Raw genomic sequence first — 16,750 nt, 5'->3', positions numbered from 1 at the left:
TTCGCGCGGTGGCTACTGCTGCGGCGGGTAGTACCCCGGCGGCGGTGGCGGCGGTGCCCCCCACGGCTGCTGCGGCTGCTGCTCGTACGGCTGCTGCGGCTGCGGAGGCTGCTGCTGGGGCTCGTCGTACGAGGGCGGCTGCTGCGCGTGGTACGGCTGCTGCGGTGGCTGCTGCTGCTCGTACGGAGGCTGCGGGTAGCCGTAGCCCTGCTGCTGCCCGTACGGGGGTGGCGGCTGCTGTCCGTACGGCGCCTGCTGCTGCGGTCCGGGCTGCTGCCAGCCGCCGACGGGCTGCGGCTGGGTGCGCGGGAAGTCCGCGGCGACCATCGCCGCCAGGTCGAAGTACGCCTCGCGGGTCTTCGGCTTCATCCGGGCCAGGTCGACCTCCGCGCCCGCCGACAGGTGCTCGTCGAAGGGAACCACGACCACCCCGCGGCAGCGCGTCTGGAAGTGCGCGACGATGTCCTCGATCTTGATCATCTTGGAGGTCTCGCGCACCCCCGACACCACGGTGATGCTGCGCTGCACCAGGTCGGCGTAGCCGTGCGCGGACAGCCAGTCCAGGGTGGTGCTGGCGCTGCTCGCCCCGTCGACGCTGGGCGTGGAGACCACGATCAGCTGGTCCGCCAGGTCCAGCACGCCGCGCATGGCGCTGTAGAGCAGCCCGGTGCCGGAGTCGGTCAGCACGATCGGGTACTGCCGTCCGAGGAAGCCGATGACCTGCCGGTAGTCCTCGTCGTTGAAGGTGGTCGAGACGGCCGGGTCGACGTCGTTGGCCAGGATCTCCAGGCCGCTGGGGGCCTGCGAGGTGTACCGGCGCACGTCCATGTAGCTGCTGAGGTGCGGGATGGCGGTGACCAGGTCGCGGATCGTCGCCCCGGTCTCCCGGCGGACGCGCCGTCCCAGCGTCCCGGCGTCCGGGTTGGCGTCGACCGCGATGACCTTGTCCTGGCGCTCGGAGGCGAGGGTCGCACCGAGCGCGGTCGTGGTGGTCGTCTTGCCGACGCCGCCCTTGAGGCTGATCACCGCGATCTTGTAGCAGCTCATCACCGGCGTGCGGATGAGCGCGAGCTTCTGCTGCCGCTCGGCTTCGGCCGCCTTGCCGCCGAAGCGGAAACGCGGGTTCTGCCGCTGCACCTCCGGCTGCTTGCGCAGCAGGCGGTCCGAGGACAGCTCCACGGCGGCGGTGTAGCCCAGCGGCGCGCCGGGGGCGGCCCCGGGCTGCTGCTGCGGCCAGCCGGCCATCCGCGGGTCCGTGCCGGCCATCCGCGGGTCGGCGGGGGCCGGCGGGGCCCACTGCTGCGGGGGCTGCTGCGGCGGCGCGTCGGGGGCGGGCTGCTGCGCCGCCCACTGCTGCTGTGCCTCCGGGGCCTGCGGCGGAGCCCACTGCTGCTGCGCCTCGGGGGCCTGCTGCGCCGCCCACTGCTGCTGTGCCTGCTGCTGCGGGTACTGCTGCACCGACTGCTGGGGATCGCCCGGCGGCGGCGCCCACTGCGGCGCCTGCTGCTGCGGGTCCGGGGTGGGGGCAGGGGCCTGCGGCGGGGCCCACTGCTGCTGCGGGGGGGCCCAACTGCCCTGCGGGGGCTGGACCTGGGCCTGCTGCGGGTGCGGCGCCCAGGCGGGCGGCTGCTGCGCCTCGGGCGCGTGCTCCGGCGACGCGGGGGGTTCCTGCGTGGCCGGGCGGTACGCCTGCGGCTCGACCGGGGCGGCCTCGGCCGGGGCAGGGCCGTGCTCCGCCCGCGGCTCGGTGGGCTCCGGGGACGCCGACGGCGCGACCGGGGGCGACGGGACCGGCCCAGGCGGAACCGGGGTCGGGGCGACCGAGGCCGGCGGGGTCGGGGCGGGCGGCTCGGGAGCATGGCCCTCCGGGGCCCGGCCCTCGACCGGCTGCGGCTCCTGGTGCTGCTCGGGGACCACCGCCTGCGGGCCCGGCTCCGGCGCGGTGACCGGCCCCGGCGGGGGCACCGGGGGAGCGAACGACGGAGCGGAGTTCTCCGCGACCGGCGGCGGCAGCACCGGACCCGGCTGCGGCGCGGGCGGTCCGGGCACCGCCTGCGGCGCGGGCGCGGGCATCGGGCTGGCCATGGGGCCGGGCATCGGGGCAGGCGGGGCGGGGGCGCCCGCGCCGCCGCCGACCTGCTGCGCGTTCTGGGTGTACCAGGCCGGAGGCGTGTATTCGGGCGCGTCCGACCACTCCTCGTCCTCGTCCGGCGCATTGTCGCCGACGTAGACGCCGTCGCGATCGCTCGTCACTGCTGTCCCTCTCGTTCGCCTCCGTGAGGCACCAGGGTAGTCAACGAATCGCCGCTGGCGGCAGCCCTCCCCCACCCCCGGCTTTGCCGACGGTGGACCGTGCCGCCCTGGGGCGCCGCTCGGTGCCGCCGCGCGCCGTCAGTGCTGTGGCCCGGGGCCGCCGGGCGGTGGGCCGGGGGTCAGTCGACGCGCCGTGCCTGGCCGAGGACTTGGGCCTCCGCGGAGGTGGGGCCGCCCTGGACGAAGCTGCGGGCGCGGCGGTTGGCCCAGAGGGTGACGCCGTCGCCCAGGTGTGGCAGGGCGTTGGCCTGCTCGGCGGGGAGTTCCAGCAACTCCGCGGCGATCTCGGCCTCCTGCGGGGCCACCCGCTGCAGACCGACCAGGTCGGCGGCCTCCAACAGTCGCTCCGCGCCCGGGCCCAGGAAGGGCAGCAGGGTCAGCGTGGTCTGCCAGGGCACGGCGGAGAGCCGGCTCCGGGTCGGCCGTGCGCCGCAGTCGCGGACGACCAGGACCGGGGCCGCGACCGAGGCGCCCTGCGGGCCGATCCGGCCGACCGGGTGCACCGTCATGCAGGGCTGGCCGCCGCCGGCGGCCTGGGCCACCGGCGCCCAGGCCTGCCCGCGGCCGGTCTCCACGGCGACGCGGGCGCCGGTCGCGGCCGCGCGCAGCGCGATCAGCTGCGCCGTCCAGACGCCGCCGACCAGGACCACGTCGTACGCGGTCGGCCGGAACAGGCCGAGCACCGCGGACGCGCCCTGTCCGTCGGTCCCGATGACCACCCCGTCGTCACCCACCGGCAGTGCCATCGCGGCGAGTTGATCGCCGGTGAGGACGTGCTGCTCGCGGCGCGGTCCACGCAGGCCGAAACCGGCCCGCATCCGTCGCCTCGTGACGGACCCTGCCTCGCCCACGGCCGTCCCCCTCGTCCCGCTCATCGTGTGCCCCCCAGCGGCAGGGTGGCCAGCACACCCGGCACCTGCTCGCAGTCCAGTCGTACCAGGCCGGCCCCGGCGCCGCGCGCCCGGGTCTCCAACTGACGTGCGGCCTGCTCCAGTTCGCTCTCTCCACGGGCGGTCACCCGCAGGTGTCCGCTCAGTGCGACCGCGCCCGCAGAGGCCTGACGTACCGTCAGGCTGAAGCTGCTGCCCAGTGCCGGAGTGCCGGTCAGCAGGTTGACCAGGTCGGCCGAGCCGACGCCGCCGCCCGAGCCGGGCGTCGCCAGGGTCGGCCACTGGCCGATCCAGTACGTGGTGTGCCAGCGGTCGTCGCAGCGCCAGGCACGCGCGGTCTCCGCGGTGCGGCGCTGGCCGCCGTTGCTGGGCGCGTTGGTGGCACCGCTGGTGCGCAGCGGGTTGGCGCAGGTCGCCGTGGACACCGCCGCGACCACGCCGGCCGCGTCCAGCACGGTGGCCCGTAGCCCGGTGCCGCCCAGGCGTCCGGCGAGCTGGTCGGTGGCGCGCTGCAGCGCCCGGCGCGCGCCCAGGTCGCCGCCGCCGCGCGCGGCCACGGCGCTGCGGCAGAGCTCGGGGTCGAGCCGCACCGCGACCCAGGTCATCCGCAGACCCGGCACCGTGGCGCCGGCGGGGAGTTCGCGGTAGCCGCGCGCGGCCAGCGACTGCTCCGGCAGGTGCGGGGCGGGGGCGGGCTGGCTGTACTGCACGACCTGGATCGAGTCCAGCGCGATGTCGTCGACCCGCAGCCCCTGGGCCAGCAGCTCCAGCGGCAGTGAGCGGGAACCGGCGGCCGGGCGCAGCGGCTCGTCCGCGGCCTCGATCTGGATCACCGCGGTCAGGAAGGTGCCGTCGCCGATCATGCCGATCTCGCGGCGCTCGCGCCGCGCGCCGGCCGCCGAGGCGCCCTCGGACTCCACCGTGTGCGCGTCGGCCTGCAGCGCCGGTTCGCACTCCAGGGCAGGGGCCAGCGCCGGATCCGTCGCCGGGTCGAGCGGTGTCGCCGCGGCGAGCCGCTGACGGGCCCGCAGGGCGGCCCTGACCCGGAACAGCTCGGCCGGGCCGAGCCCGTGCCGGCGCACCAGCGCCGCGATCACCAGCAGCACGGCGACCACGCCGCAGGGGATCAGCGCCATCCGCCCGGCGGCGAGGCCGACGGCCACCAGCGCGGCGGCCAGCTCCACCAGTACCAACTGCGGCAGCCGCAGCGGGCCGAGCAGTCCGGGGCGTGGGCGCAGCCGGACCCGGACCGCGCCGGCCGGCGCCGCACCGTGGCGGCGGTCCGACCGGGAGGCCGACTGCGGGGCGGGCGGCCCGTACTGGCCGTTCGGCGGCCCGATACCTTCGGGCGGCGGCCCGAAGCCACCGGGCTGCGGTGGACGCGGTGTGGCGGTCTGGCTCGGCATCCCCCGGGTCAACCTCTCTGACTGGTGCCCCGGTTCCGGCCCGACCGTCGGCGGACGGAGGGGACGAACCGGTGGCCGGTTGGCTGATCGCAATACGGTACCCGTACGGTACATACCGATCGCGCGCGGTTGGCACTGGGACGGGGAGAGTACAAGACCATGGCATCACGCCGGAACGAGCTCAGCGCTCAGACCTTCTCGCGGCGGCGCACGGTCGCTGCGTTTCTGCAGCCGACCGGCGGCGGCAACGAGCAGGACGCTCCCCGGCCGTTGCGCGCGGTGGTGCCCAGCGTGATCGTGGGTGTGCTCGCGGTGGTCGGCTTCGGCGCCTACGGAATCATCAAGCCCGCCGCGCCGCTGCACTGGACCACCGACAACGCGGTCATCGTCGACCAGCAGACCACCACCCGCTACGTCATCCTCAAGGACGCCAAGGGCAACCCGGTGCTGCACCCGGTGCTCAACATCGCCTCGGCCCGGCTGCTGCTCGGCGCGGGCTCCACGGTCGAGACCGTCAACGACTCCGTCATCAACAACGGCAGCGTGCCGCACGGTTCGACGATAGGCATCCCGTACGCGCCGGACAGTCTGCCGACCGCGAAGGACGCCGCGTCGCCCAAGGTGTGGAGCGAGTGCGACCGTCCCGCGAGCGGCGGCCAGGGCGGTACGGACCAGAAGCTGTTCGTGCTCGGCGGCGCGGACGCGGGGATCGCCTCCGGTGCCGGACGGCTGGACGCCGGACACGCGCTGTACGTGAAGGGCCCCGACGGCTCGACCTACCTGGTGGACGCGGCCGGCACGGTGCACGGCCTCACCGGGCCCGGCGGCAACGGCGCCGCCGCGACCACGCTCTCGGCCACCGGCGCGCCGAGCCCGGGGGCCGGCAGCGGCGGCAAGCCCAAGGACAAGCCCAAGAGCACGCCGACGCCGAAGACCACGCCCGTGACCGCTCCGGTCACCACGCCCACGCCGAGCCCGTCCTCCAACAGCTCCTCCTCGGGCGGGAGTTCCAGCGCCGACGGTTCGCCGGACCAGGTCCTCGCCACTGCCGCCTTCGGCGCGACCGTCGGTGCGCCGCAGGACGTGACCCAGGCCTGGCTGGCCACGCTGCACCCCGGCGACCCGATCACCATTCCGCGCGGCGACATCGCCGGTATGGGGCAGCCCTCGTCCAGCGTGCAGCTCAACAACAGCCCGGCCCGGGTGGGCGATCTCTTCCAGGTCACCGACACCGCCACCGGGAGCATCCTGCACTACGTCGTGCTGCAGGACGGCGCGCACCGGGTGTCCGCATTCGTCGACCAGCTGCTCGACGCCATGCACCCGGGGCAGCCCGAGCCGAAGGTGGACGCGCTGTCCGTGGTCGGGGCCAACACCCTGGCGCCGTTCGAAGCGAACAAGGACTGGCCGCAGTCGACCGTCAGCCAGGCCAACTCCAGCATCGCTGGCAGCGGCGCGGGTGTGATCTGCAGCGTCTACACCGGCGCGGCGGCCGCTTCGGGACAGCCGCAGCTCGGGCTGTGGGCCGGCAAGGACTACCCGGTGGACAGCACCTCCGGATCGGCCGGGGTCTACGTGACCCCCGGCACCGGGCTGCTCTACCGCGCGGTGACCGGGACCAGCCAGGACTCCGGGACGGTCAACCTGCTCACCGACACCGGCCTGCGCTACCCGGTGCAGATCAACACCGACTCCAGCGCACCCTCCTCGGGTTCGGCGCTGCCCTCGGCCAGTCCCACCCCGGCGCCGTCCGGCGGCTCGGGTGCCTCCGGCACCGACTCGACCGCTCAGCAGGCCGACAACGCGCAGGCCAGGCTCGGGTACAAGGACGTCACCGCCAGTCCGGTGCCGCAGGCGTGGTCGGGACTGCTGCCGGCCGGCCCCAGTCTCGATTCGGGCGCCGCGGCGCAGCAGCAGGGGTCCTGACGCCCCCTCACCAAGGTGTGGACCGGCGGGTTTGTCCACAACCCAGTGTTGGGGGTGTCGGCGGTGACGACTAGAGTGCTCGGGGACACCACCACAGTGGTGTCGGCCGGGCGGGGCAGGACCGGGCGCCCGGTCTCGTATGGTCTGTCTCATGGGGGACGGTGCACATGTCGGGTCAGTTCAGGACTACCGCCGATGAGATGCGGGCGTTTTCTGCTCGCATCTCTGACGTCAACGGCCAGATTCAGCAGGAGCTCGGCCGGCTCAACAACCTGGTGAGCTCGATCACCTCGGGTTGGCAGGGCGACGCCGCCCAGTCGTACCACCGCCTTCAGGAGCAGTGGAACACCGACGCCGACAAGTTGAACCGGGTGCTGAACGAGATCAAGGAAGCGATCGACCAGACCTCGGCCACGTACACCAGCAACGAGCAGGAGCAGCACTCCTCGATCAGCAAGATCACCTCGGCCCTCGGCTGACGGTCCTTCGCTGAACGGGTTCGCTGAACCACTCCACTGCTTCATTGCCTGAAAAGGAGACAACCATGTCCGGCCACATTATGGTCAACTTTTCAACCGTGTCCAACGCGGCTGAAGAGGTCCGCAGCACCGCCACCCGGGTCCAGACCCAGCTCGACGAGCTGAAGGCGGGCGTCGCCCGCATCGCGCAGAGCTGGGAGGGTTCCGCGCAGGAGGGCTACCAGGCCCGCCAGCACGAGTGGGACGCCTCGGCGGCGGACCTCCACTCGGTCCTGATCCAGATCGCCGGCGCGCTCGACGGTGCCGCGCAGAACTACCAGTCGACCGAGAGCAAGAACGCCAGCATCTGGGGGGCGTAGTCAGCGGTACCGTCTCGTCCCGGGTCCGGCCGTGTCGGCCGGGCCCGCGGGCGTGCGGCACAGCAACGGAACGGGTCGGAACACCGCGGGGGAAACCAACTGTGAGCAGGCACTACCGCCGTACCGCGATCCCCGCGGCACTGGCCGCACTGGCGCTGACTGCGGCGGGCCCGGCCCTGGCCGCCGCCGCCTCGTCCGGCCCGGCGCCGCTCGGGTGGTCCGTGCTGGATTCCAACGGCCAGTGCACCTTCCCGGCCCAGCCGATCGCGGGCAACCCCTGGTCGCTGCAGCGGATCCTGCTGCCCCAGCTGCGGCAGTACGCGACCGGCAGCCACGTCACCGTGGCCGTCATCGACACCGGCGTGGACGATTCCAACCCGCAGCTGAGCGGCGCGGTCACGGCCGGTCCCAACCTGCTGACCAACCAGGGCAACGGCAACCCGAGCTCGGTGGTCGACCCGGTCGGCCACGGCACCATGGTGGCCGGCATCATCGCGGCCCGCCCCTCAAGCAGCACCGGTTTCGTCGGGATCGCGCCCGACGCCCGGATCCTGTCGATCCGTCAGAACGACGGTCAGGGCGGAGGCAACGCCGACAACCTGGCGACCGCGATCGACGACGCGGTCGCCGCCAACGTCGACGTCATCAACATCTCGCAGGACGTCGCCACCAACGGCACCCCGGTCCAGCTGACCGAGGACAGCAAGCTCGGCCAGGCGGTGGCCCGGGCGATCGCCAGGAACATCGTCGTGGTCGCGGCGGCGGGCAACGAGAACCTGTCGGTGCGCACTTACCCGGCGGCCTTCCCCGGTGTGCTCGGCGTCGGCGCCTCGGACCGCGACAACGAGCGGGCCGACGGCTTCTCGGAGACCGGACCCTCGGTCCAGGTCGCCGCACCCGGCGTGGACATGGTCTCCACCGTCCCCAAGGGCGGCCAGTGCGTCGACAGCGGCACCAGCTTCGCCGCGCCGTACGTGGCCGGAGTGGCCGCGCTGCTGAAGCAGAAGTACCCGTCCTGGACCGCCGCGCAGATCGTGGCGAGGATCGAGCAGACCGCGCAGCGGACCGACCCGGGACGCAACGACTTCATCGGCTGGGGCGTGGTCGACCCGGTCGCGGCGGTGGCCTCCTCGGCCCCGCCGGAGTCGCAGGCCGTGCCGACGGTGCGCACCGCGAGTTCGGCCGCCCCGATCCAGCCGCGCCCGCTGGGCCTCGGCGAGAGCCAGGCCGACCGCGACCAGCGCACCGCCACCTACGCGCTGGGCATCGGGCTGCTGCTGGTGATCGTGATCTCCGGCATCGCCGTCGTGGTCCGCGACCACCGCCGCAGGCTCGGCGTCTGAGCAAACAAGCGGCAGGGACGCGGGGAACTGTGTGGCTGACCGTGCGCCTCGGTTGAGGGCTGGTCGCGCAGTTCCTCGCGCCCCTGCTGTGCCTGCAAGCTCAGACCGCGGGCTTCTCGTCCTCGGGGATGGTGATGATCCACCGGGTCTCCGGGCGCGGCCGCAGGTAGACCACCCAGTACAGGGCGGCGACCACGGTGATGCCACCTGTGATCAGCAGCGCGTGGGTGTCCTGCTGGGTCATCACGTAGCCGAGGACCGCCAGGATCACCACCGGCACGGCCGGCCACAGCGGCATCCGCCAGGCGGTGGACTCCTTGTGCTTGCCACGGCGGGCGCCCAGTGCGGCGACGGCGACGAAGGCGTACAGCAGTGTCACGGCGACGCCGGTGACCAGGCTCAGCGTGCTCAGGTCGACGAAGCACAGGGCCGCACCGGGGACGCCGACCGCGAGGGTGGCGATCCAGGGGGAGCCGTAGCGCTTGCTCAGGCTGGCGAAGGCGCGGTTGACCGGCTCGGGCCAGGCCTTGTCGCGCGCGGAGGAGTACAGCACCCGGGAGTTCTGGATGACCATGACGATGGCGGCGTTGATGATGGCCAGGGCGATGCAGAGGCTGACGAAGGTGCCGACGGCCGAGTTGCTCCAGGCGGTGACCATCGAGCTGATGTCGCCCGTGGCCAGCGCGTCCAGGCTGGGAGCGCCGAGGGTGATCGCGATGACCGGGATCAGGATGACGGCGGAGCCGATGCCCAGCGTCCACAGCACCGTGCGCGGGACGGTGCGCTGCGGCTTGTCCATCTCCTCGGCCAGGTAGACGGCGGTCGAGAAGCCCTGGGTGATGAACAGTGCGGCGGCGAGACCCACCACGATGGTTCCGGCGGAGACCGCGCTGACACCGTGGCCGGCCGGCAGCTCGGGGTGCAGCAGCACCGAGGCGGAGCGGCTGCTGTGGGCGAAGCCCAGCACCGCGACCAGGCTCGCCGCGATGACCTCCAGCACCAGGAAGATGCCGGTGATCCAGGCGTTGGCGCGCAGGTCGAGCAGGCCCATCACGGTCGCGGCCAGCATCACCACCGCGCCCATGATCTTGGGATCGACGTTCACGATCGGCGCGAGGTACTGGGCGGTGCCCAGGGCGATGATCGGGGGGACGATCAGGACCACCAGCAGCGCCTGGATGAAGGCCAGCCAGCCGGAGAAGCGGCCGACGGTCTGCCCGGCCATCGCGTACTCGCCACCGGCGCTGGGGATCAGCGTGCCGAGCTCCGAGTAGCACCACGCGACACCGATGCAGAGCACGATCGCGATCACCAGGGTGAGCGCGGTGCCGGTGCCCAGGCTGGCGAAGGACGCCGGCACGATCACGAAGAGCGACGATGCGGGGGTCAGGCAGGACAGCGTCAGCAGGGTTCCGCCGACGACGCCGATGGAGCGCTTGAGCTTCTGCGGCTCGGCGGCCTGCAGCGGATCCTGGGGGTCTGCCGGGGCCGTGAGGGCCGGGCTCAGCGTGTCGGTCATGTGCGTTCCGATCGGATCGGTGGGGCTTCTGCGCGGAAGAGCGGTATCGCCTCCGGTCGGGTTGGCTGCCTGCGAATCGTTCGCTCTCCGGTCGCCATGAAACCTCTGCTGTTAACGAAGCGTCAAGGGTCACTTTGCTTCGGATTTCGTTGCGTGAAATGACTACGGCAACGAATCTGATGTGGCATCAGCGTTCTGGGGCGTATGTACCATATGTCTCCATGCCTGTAGATCGAATGCAAAAAGATGAGATGATCTACTAAACCAAGGTCGACAAGATAATTGCCCCTTGCATCAAAACCGATCACTGCGGTCTCGTGAGCACACGACGAAGGGGCCGCCGAGTGACGAAGCACTCAGCGACCCCTGCGGATCCGACCGTTCTGTCCGGATAACGATCCCAACACGCTACTGCTGTGTCGGCAGCCATCCCGTCTGCACCGTGAAGGTGCCCCGGCGCCGGGTGACCAGCACGCCTCGGCCCGGAGGCATCGGCTGCGGCTTCACGTTGCCCAGCAGGACGCCCTCGTCCTTCTCGCCGGACAGCACGATGCCCTGCGCGCCCAGCTCCTTCAGCCGCTGCATCACCGGCTCGTAGAGCGCCCGGCCGGCGCCGCCGGAACGGCGGGCGATGATGATGTGCAGCCCGATGTCCTTGGCGAAGGGCAGCACCTCCAGCAGCTGCGCCAGCGGGTTGCCGGTGGAGGTGGCGACCAGGTCGTAGTCGTCGATCACCAGGAACAGCTCGGCGCCGGACCACCAGCTGCGGTCCCGCAGCTGCTCCTGGGTGACGTCGGGGCCGGGGATGCGCCGCTCCATCGAGCCCCTGATGTCCCCGAGGAAGGCCTGCAGCGCCGGCTGCGCCGCCGCGTACTCCAGCAGGTGCGGGGTGGTGACCACGCCCAGCAGGGCGCGCCGGTAGTCGCCGATGACGATCCGGGCCTGCTCCGGGGTGTAGCGCTCGGTGATGCCCTTGAGCAGCAGCCGCAGCAGCGCCGTCTTACCGGTCTCGCCGTCACCGAAGACGATGAAGTGCGAGTCGGTGTCGAAGTTGAGGAACACCGGTGACAGCGAGGTCTCGTCCACGCCGATCGCGATGCCCTGCGCCGGCTGTTCGAAGCCCTTCGGCAGCTGTTCGGCGGGCAGCACCGCGGGCAGCATCCGCACCTGGGGGGCGCGCGGCCCGGTCCAGGCGCCGTTGACGGCCTGCACGAACGCGGTGACGCCGTCGGCCAGGTCCTCGACCTCGCTGGAGCCGTCGATCCGCGGCAGAGCCGCCAGGTAGTGCAGCTTGTCGGCGGTCAGCCCGCGCCCGGGCGCGCCCGCGGGCACGTTCTGGGCGACCTTGCGGTCTATCTCGGACTCCATCGGGTCACCGAGCTTGAGCTCGACCCGGGTCTGCATCATGTCCTTGAGCGCCGGACGCATCTCGCCGTAGCGGGAGGCGGCGACCACGACGTGCACGCCGTACGCCAGACCGCGCTGGGCCACGTCGGTGACCAGCGGCTCCAGCATCTCGAACTCCTGCTTGAAGGTGAGCCAGCCGTCGACGACCAGGAAGACGTCGCCGTACTGCTCACCGGGCAGCGTGCCCGCCCTGCGCCGGTTGCGGAAGGTCGCGATGGAGTCGATGCCCTGCGCGCGGAACAGCTCCTCGCGCTGGGTCAGCAGCCCGGAGACCTCGCTGATCATGCGGCGCACCTTGTCGGCGTCCAGACGCCCGGCGACGCCGCCCACATGCGGCAGCCCCTGCATCCCGATCATGCCGCCGCCGCCGAAGTCCAGCAGGTAGAACTGCACCTCGGTGGGGGTGTGGGTGAGCGCGAACGAGCTGATCATCGCGCGCAGCAGGGTGGACTTTCCGGAGCGCGGACCACCCACGACCATGCCGTGACCGGCCGCTCCGGAGAAGTCCAGGTACATCAGGTCGCGCCGCTGCTCGAACGGCTTGTCGACCAGGCCGACCGGGACCACCAGCCGGCTCGCCCCGGTGTACTCCGGCGAGCACAGGCCCCGGTCCTGGGTGGCGGCGAGCGCCGGCAGCAGCTGGTCCAGCGACGGGGCCTGGGTCAGCGGCGGCAGCCACACCTGGTGCGCCGGCGGGCCCTGCCCCTCCAGCCGGTCCACGATCACGTCGAGCACCGTGTCGGCGAGGGCGTCGTCCTGGCGGCGCGGTGCCTCCGGCTCGGCCTCGTGCAGCGGCACCAGCGGCAGGGCCACCGGCGCGCCGGTGAACAGCACCGGGCGCTGCCGCCGGACCCGGCCGGTGGTCGCCTTCGCCGCGCCGGCCCGGTAGGGACCGGACACGTACGCGGCCTTGAACTGCGCCATCACGTCGGTGCCGAACTTGAGGTAGCCCACCCCGGGCACCGGCGGCAGGTGGTACGCGTCCGGGACGCCCAGCGCGGCCCGGGACTCGGCGGCGGAGAAGGTCCGCAGACCGATGCGGTAGGAGAGGTAGGTGTCCAGGCCGCGGAGCCGGCCCTCCTCCAGCCGCTGCGAGGCCAGCAGCAGGTGCACGCCCAGCGACCGGCCGATCCGGCCGATCTGGATGAACATCTCGATGAAGTCCGGCTTGGCGGTCAGCAGCTCGCTGAACTCGTCGATGATCAGCAGCAGCGAGGGCAGCGGTTCCAGCGGGGCGCCGGCCGCCCGGGCCCGCTCGTAGTCGTGGATGTTGGCGTAGTTGCCGGCCGCGCGCAGCAGTTCCTGGCGGCGGTTCAGCTCACCGGTGATCGAGTCGCGCATGCGGTCGACCAGGGTGAGTTCCTCGGCCATGTTGGTGATGACCGCCGAGGTGTGCGGCATGTCCGCCATACCGGCGAAGGTCGCACCACCCTTGAAGTCGGCGAGGACGAAGTTCAGCACCTCGGAGGAGTGCGTCATCGCCAGGCCGAGCACCAGGGTGCGCAGCAGCTCCGACTTGCCGGAGCCGGTCGCGCCGACGCACAGGCCGTGCGGGCCCATGCCCTCCAGCGCGGCCTCCTTGAGGTCCAGCAGCACCGGCTCGCCGTTGGCGCCGAGACCGATCGGGACGCGCAGCTTCTCGTGCATCGGCCGGGGCCGCCAGGTACGGGCCACGTCCACGGACATGGCGTCGCCGACGCCCATCAGGTCGGTGAAGTCCAGGTTCGCCAGCAGCGGTTCGTCGTCGTCGCCGACGGAGGCGCGCAGCGGCGCCAGCTGCCGGGCCAGCGCCTCGGTCTGCCAGGAGCTGAGCACGTCGGGCTTCCCCCGGTACACCCCGCCGCCGGCCGAGGTCAGCCGCATCCGCTCGGGCGTCACCACCACGGCCAGCGCGCCGCGCGGCTCGTCCAGATCGCCGGGGATCACCTCGATGACGGTCACCCCCTGCAGGCCCTCGCCGCCGGCCAGCTGCGAGTCGGGGCTGACCGCGCCGCCGTCCAGGACGACCACCAGGTGCGGCTGGTCCGGGACCGGGGCGGCCTCGCGGTTGAACCGGGCCCGGCCGCCGAGCTGGTCCGCGAGCAGGGCCTCCACCTCGTCCAGGGACGGGCAGATCATCCGCAGCGATCCGGCGCCGTCCGACTGGGTGGGGTGCTGCACGTGCGGCAGCCACTTGGCCCACTCCCACTCCGGCGCGGCGCCCGGCGCGGTGGCGACCGCGATCAGCAGGTCGTCGGGGGAGTGCAGGGTGGCCAGCTGCGCCAGCGCGGCGCGGATCACCCCGTAGACGGTCTCCGGGTCGCCGGAGAGGGTCAGGTGGTAGAAGGACCGCAGCGAGACCGCCAGCGGCAGGTCGGGCAGCGTGCCGTGGGTGGACAGGAAGCTCTTCATGGCGTCCGCGGTCAGCGGCTCCAGCTCGTCCACCGGCGCGGTCTGCGGCGCGATCAGACGGGTGGCCAGCTGCTGCGGCCCGGTGCCGAGCCGTATCTGCGCGAAGTCCGCGTCACCGGCGCGGCGCTCCCACAGCCGCCGGCCCTCGGCGACGACGGACCACAGCTGGTCCGGCTCCGGGTGCTGGTACAGCTGCGAGTCACGCTGCCGGGTGGCCGTGCGACGGACCTGCTTGCGCAGCTGCGCCAGGTACTTGAGGTAGTCCCGGCGCTCGTCCTCGATCTCGCCGCCGCCGCCCTTGCGCTGCTGGTTCACCTGCGCGACGGCCATGGCGACGGTGGAGGCGACCATCAGACCGCCCATCACCTTCATCATCATCTGCATGCCGGGCATGAAGAAGAAGGCCGCCGAGCCGGCGGTCGCCATCATCGGCAGCAGCGACTGCCACCAGCTGCCGCCGTCGCCCCGGGGCAGTTCGGGCGGCGACTCCAACCGGACTTCCTCACCCGGCACCGCGGGCGGATAGGCCCGTGGCGGTCGCTTGACGGTTACCACACTCACTCGGTACCAGCCTCGTCCTGTCGAGATCCCCTGACCGGCACCGGGTACGCCGCAGACGCCCCCGTGTCACCGCTCTCCGCAGGGGCCGATCCTAGACCCTCGGGTTCCCCGGCCCGGCTGCGGGTTCAGCCGGGGCCTACGGCTCGACGACCGGGAAGAAGAGGTCGAAGCGGTCCAGCAGGCCCAGCAGTTCGCGCAGTGGTCCTGCCTCACCGGCGACCGTGACCGCGCCGCTCTCCAGCAGCTCGTCCAGGCACGACGGGTCGTCAGCCAGCCGCACCAGCTCGGCCTTGCCCAGACCGACCACCGCGTCGGTCGGCCCCTGCACCCGGGCGGCGTGGTGCAGCGTCCCGTGCGAGAGCTCGACCAGGTGCGCGGTGCCGGAGTCGGTGAAGCGCAGCTCCAGCCGGAGCGCCGCGGCCGCCGCGCGCGGGCCGTCCAGGCGCACCGCCAGGTAATCCAGCAGCATCGCGGTGGTCATCCCGCGCAGCACGTCCGGCTGGATCGGGCTGCCGAAGCCGGGCGCCGTCGGCGAGCCCTGGCGCAGCTCCTGCGCACCGGTCAGGTAGAAGTCGCGCCAGGGGCCGGACTCGGCCTGGTAGCCCAGCTGTTCGAGGGTGTCGGCCTGCAGCAGCCGGGCCTCCTGGTTGCCGGGGTCGGCGAAGACCACGTGGTTGACGGCCTCCGCGACCCAGCGGTACTCGCCCGCCTCGAAGTCCCGCCGGGCCCGGGCCAGCACCGCGTCCGCACCGCCCATGTACTCCACATAGCGGGTCGCCGCGTCGACCGGCGGCAGCGGGTGCAGATGGGCCGGGTTGGCGTCGAACCAGCCCAGGTACTTCTGGTAGACCGCCTTGGCGTTGTGGTTGACGGTGCCGTAGTAGTCGCGCAGGAAGAACTCGTCCGCCAGGCCCGGCGGCAGCCGCAGCTCCTCGGCTATCTCGGTGGCCACCAGCCCCCGGTTCGCCAGCCGCATCGCCTGGTCGTGGATGTAGCGGTAGGCGTCGCGCTGCTTGACCAGGTAGGAGCCGATGTCCTGGCTGCCCCAGCGGGGCCAGTGGTGGCTGCCGAAGACCACGTCCGCCAGCGGCGCCCACTGCTCCAGCGCCTCGTCGATGTAGCCGGACCAGGCCAGCGCGTCCCTGACCTCGGCGCCGCGCGGGGTGTAGAGGTTGTGCAGCACCGCCGAGCAGTTCTCGGCCAGGCACAGCGCCCGGTGGTCCGGGAACAGGAAGTTCATCTCCGCGGGTGCCTCGGTGCCCGGGGTGACCTGGAACACGATGCGCACCCCGTCCACGGTCAGCTCGGTGCCGGTCTCGGAGACCAGCTCGGTCGGCGCGACCAGACCCCAGCTGCCGCCGGCCACCGCCCGGCCGAGTCCGGTGTCGACGTGCCCGCGCTCGCCCTTGGGCAGCAGCATCCCGTACATGAACAGCGCGCGGCGGTTCATCGCGTTCCCGGCGATGACGTTCTCGCTGACCGCGTGCCGCAGGAAGCCCTCCGGGCCGATGATCCGGACCCCGTCGTCACCGGGCACGCTCTCGCCCAGCACGCCGCGGACCCCGGCGAAGTGGTCGGCGTGGCAGTGGGTGTAGATGACCGCGGTCACCGGCCGTTCGCCCAGCGTGGCGTTGACCAGCGCCAGCGCCGCGGCCGAGGTCTCCGCGGCGGTGAGCGGGTCGATCACGACCCACCCGGTCGCGCCGCGGACGAAGGTGACGTTGGCGAGGTCGTAGCCGCGCACCTGGTAGATGCCGTCGACCACCTCGAACAGGCCGTGCGCCGCGTTCAGCCGGGCCTGCCGCCACAGCGAGGGGTTCACCGTCTCCGGAGCAGGCTCCCGCTCGTCGATGTACCGGTAGCCGGCGAAGTCCCAGCTGGGCAGGCCGAAGCCGTTGAGCACGGCGTCCTGGTCGCTGCGTGCCAGCAGGCCCCGGCCGACCCGTTCGAAGTCGGCGGTGTCGGCGGCGAACGGCAGCGCCGCCGCCATCGCGGCGTGCGCCTTCCGGGTCGCCCCGGTGGCGCCCTTCGGTGCGCGCGGATCCGTGCTCTCGGCGGTCATCGTCCGTCCTCCCCGGCCTGGCTGCGATGCGCTCCAGTGCCTGCGGTCCAGTAACGCGGGACGATCACCGCACTGTCCAATACACGCTCCCTGC

General features: G+C 72.7%; 10 protein-coding genes. 4 read left to right on the top strand and 6 right to left on the bottom strand.

What is annotated here, in order from left to right; genetic code table 11:
• Nucleotides 1–12: 12 nt before the first annotated feature.
• From ABH925_RS32765 to eccE, 3 genes are all read right to left on the bottom strand, one after another.
• Nucleotides 13–2,253 (bottom strand): AAA family ATPase, encoded by a 2,241-nt coding sequence (locus ABH925_RS32765; RefSeq protein ID WP_370153982.1) that lies wholly within the window; start codon nucleotides 2,251–2,253, stop codon nucleotides 13–15.
• Nucleotides 2,254–2,432: 179 nt separating this feature from the next.
• Nucleotides 2,433–3,131 (bottom strand): hypothetical protein, encoded by a 699-nt coding sequence (locus ABH925_RS32760; RefSeq protein ID WP_370153981.1) that lies wholly within the window; start codon nucleotides 3,129–3,131, stop codon nucleotides 2,433–2,435.
• Nucleotides 3,132–3,184: 53 nt separating this feature from the next.
• The gene (gene eccE, locus ABH925_RS32755) at nucleotides 3,185–4,609 is read right to left on the bottom strand and encodes a type VII secretion protein EccE (RefSeq protein WP_370153979.1); all 1,425 of its coding nucleotides are present in this window, start codon (nucleotides 4,607–4,609) and stop codon (nucleotides 3,185–3,187) included.
• 159 nt (nucleotides 4,610–4,768) lie between these two features.
• Here eccE and ABH925_RS32750 point away from each other — a divergent pair, with 159 nt between their 5' ends.
• From ABH925_RS32750 to mycP, 4 genes are all read left to right on the top strand, one after another.
• Nucleotides 4,769–6,535, top strand: a complete 1,767-nt coding sequence (locus ABH925_RS32750; protein ID WP_370153978.1) for a type VII secretion protein EccB — start codon at nucleotides 4,769–4,771, stop codon at nucleotides 6,533–6,535.
• 167 nt (nucleotides 6,536–6,702) lie between these two features.
• Nucleotides 6,703–7,014, top strand: coding sequence for a WXG100 family type VII secretion target (locus ABH925_RS32745; protein WP_370153976.1), 312 nt, complete (start codon nucleotides 6,703–6,705; stop codon nucleotides 7,012–7,014).
• A gap of 65 nt (nucleotides 7,015–7,079) precedes the next feature.
• Nucleotides 7,080–7,373 (top strand): WXG100 family type VII secretion target, encoded by a 294-nt coding sequence (locus tag ABH925_RS32740; RefSeq protein WP_370153974.1) that lies wholly within the window; start codon nucleotides 7,080–7,082, stop codon nucleotides 7,371–7,373.
• A 101-nt stretch (nucleotides 7,374–7,474) separates the two neighbouring features.
• Nucleotides 7,475–8,716 carry a type VII secretion-associated serine protease mycosin gene (gene mycP, locus ABH925_RS32735; protein ID WP_370153972.1) on the top strand — a complete coding sequence of 414 codons (1,242 nt, stop codon included), beginning with the start codon at nucleotides 7,475–7,477 and terminating at the stop codon, nucleotides 8,714–8,716.
• 100 nt (nucleotides 8,717–8,816) lie between these two features.
• On the opposite strand, the gene ABH925_RS32730 is transcribed toward mycP, so the two are convergent.
• The 3 genes from ABH925_RS32730 to ABH925_RS32720 all read right to left on the bottom strand — a co-directional run bounded on the left by ABH925_RS32730 (nucleotide 8,817) and on the right by ABH925_RS32720 (nucleotide 16,656).
• A complete protein-coding gene (locus ABH925_RS32730; RefSeq protein WP_370153970.1) occupies nucleotides 8,817–10,235 on the bottom strand; it encodes an APC family permease in 1,419 nt (472 codons plus the stop codon).
• A gap of 408 nt (nucleotides 10,236–10,643) precedes the next feature.
• Complete coding sequence (eccCa, locus tag ABH925_RS32725) at nucleotides 10,644–14,594, bottom strand: type VII secretion protein EccCa (RefSeq protein ID WP_370153968.1); 3,951 nt, start codon at nucleotides 14,592–14,594, stop codon at nucleotides 10,644–10,646.
• Nucleotides 14,595–14,730: 136 nt separating this feature from the next.
• Nucleotides 14,731–16,656, bottom strand: coding sequence for an alkyl/aryl-sulfatase (locus ABH925_RS32720; protein ID WP_370153966.1), 1,926 nt, complete (start codon nucleotides 16,654–16,656; stop codon nucleotides 14,731–14,733).
• Nucleotides 16,657–16,750 lie beyond the last annotated feature (94 nt).

Origin of the sequence: Streptacidiphilus sp. EB129 (genome assembly GCF_041262645.1) — a bacterium.
Lineage (GTDB): Bacteria > Actinomycetota > Actinomycetes > Streptomycetales > Streptomycetaceae > Streptacidiphilus.
This window is presented reverse-complemented; position numbering and strand designations above follow the sequence as displayed.

Excerpts from the sequence above, each read along its gene's own strand:
- ABH925_RS32760 (WP_370153981.1), bottom strand. The coding sequence starts at position 3,131 with ATGCGGGCCGGTTTCGGCCTGCGTGGACCGCGCCGCGAGCAGCACGTC.
- ABH925_RS32730 (WP_370153970.1), bottom strand. The coding sequence starts at position 10,235 with ATGACCGACACGCTGAGCCCGGCCCTCACGGCCCCGGCAGACCCCCAG.
- ABH925_RS32720 (WP_370153966.1), bottom strand. The coding sequence starts at position 16,656 with ATGACCGCCGAGAGCACGGATCCGCGCGCACCGAAGGGCGCCACCGGG.
- ABH925_RS32750 (WP_370153978.1), top strand. The coding sequence starts at position 4,769 with ATGGCATCACGCCGGAACGAGCTCAGCGCTCAGACCTTCTCGCGGCGG.
- ABH925_RS32740 (WP_370153974.1), top strand. The coding sequence starts at position 7,080 with ATGTCCGGCCACATTATGGTCAACTTTTCAACCGTGTCCAACGCGGCT.
- eccE (WP_370153979.1), bottom strand. The coding sequence starts at position 4,609 with ATGCCGAGCCAGACCGCCACACCGCGTCCACCGCAGCCCGGTGGCTTC.
- ABH925_RS32745 (WP_370153976.1), top strand. The coding sequence starts at position 6,703 with ATGTCGGGTCAGTTCAGGACTACCGCCGATGAGATGCGGGCGTTTTCT.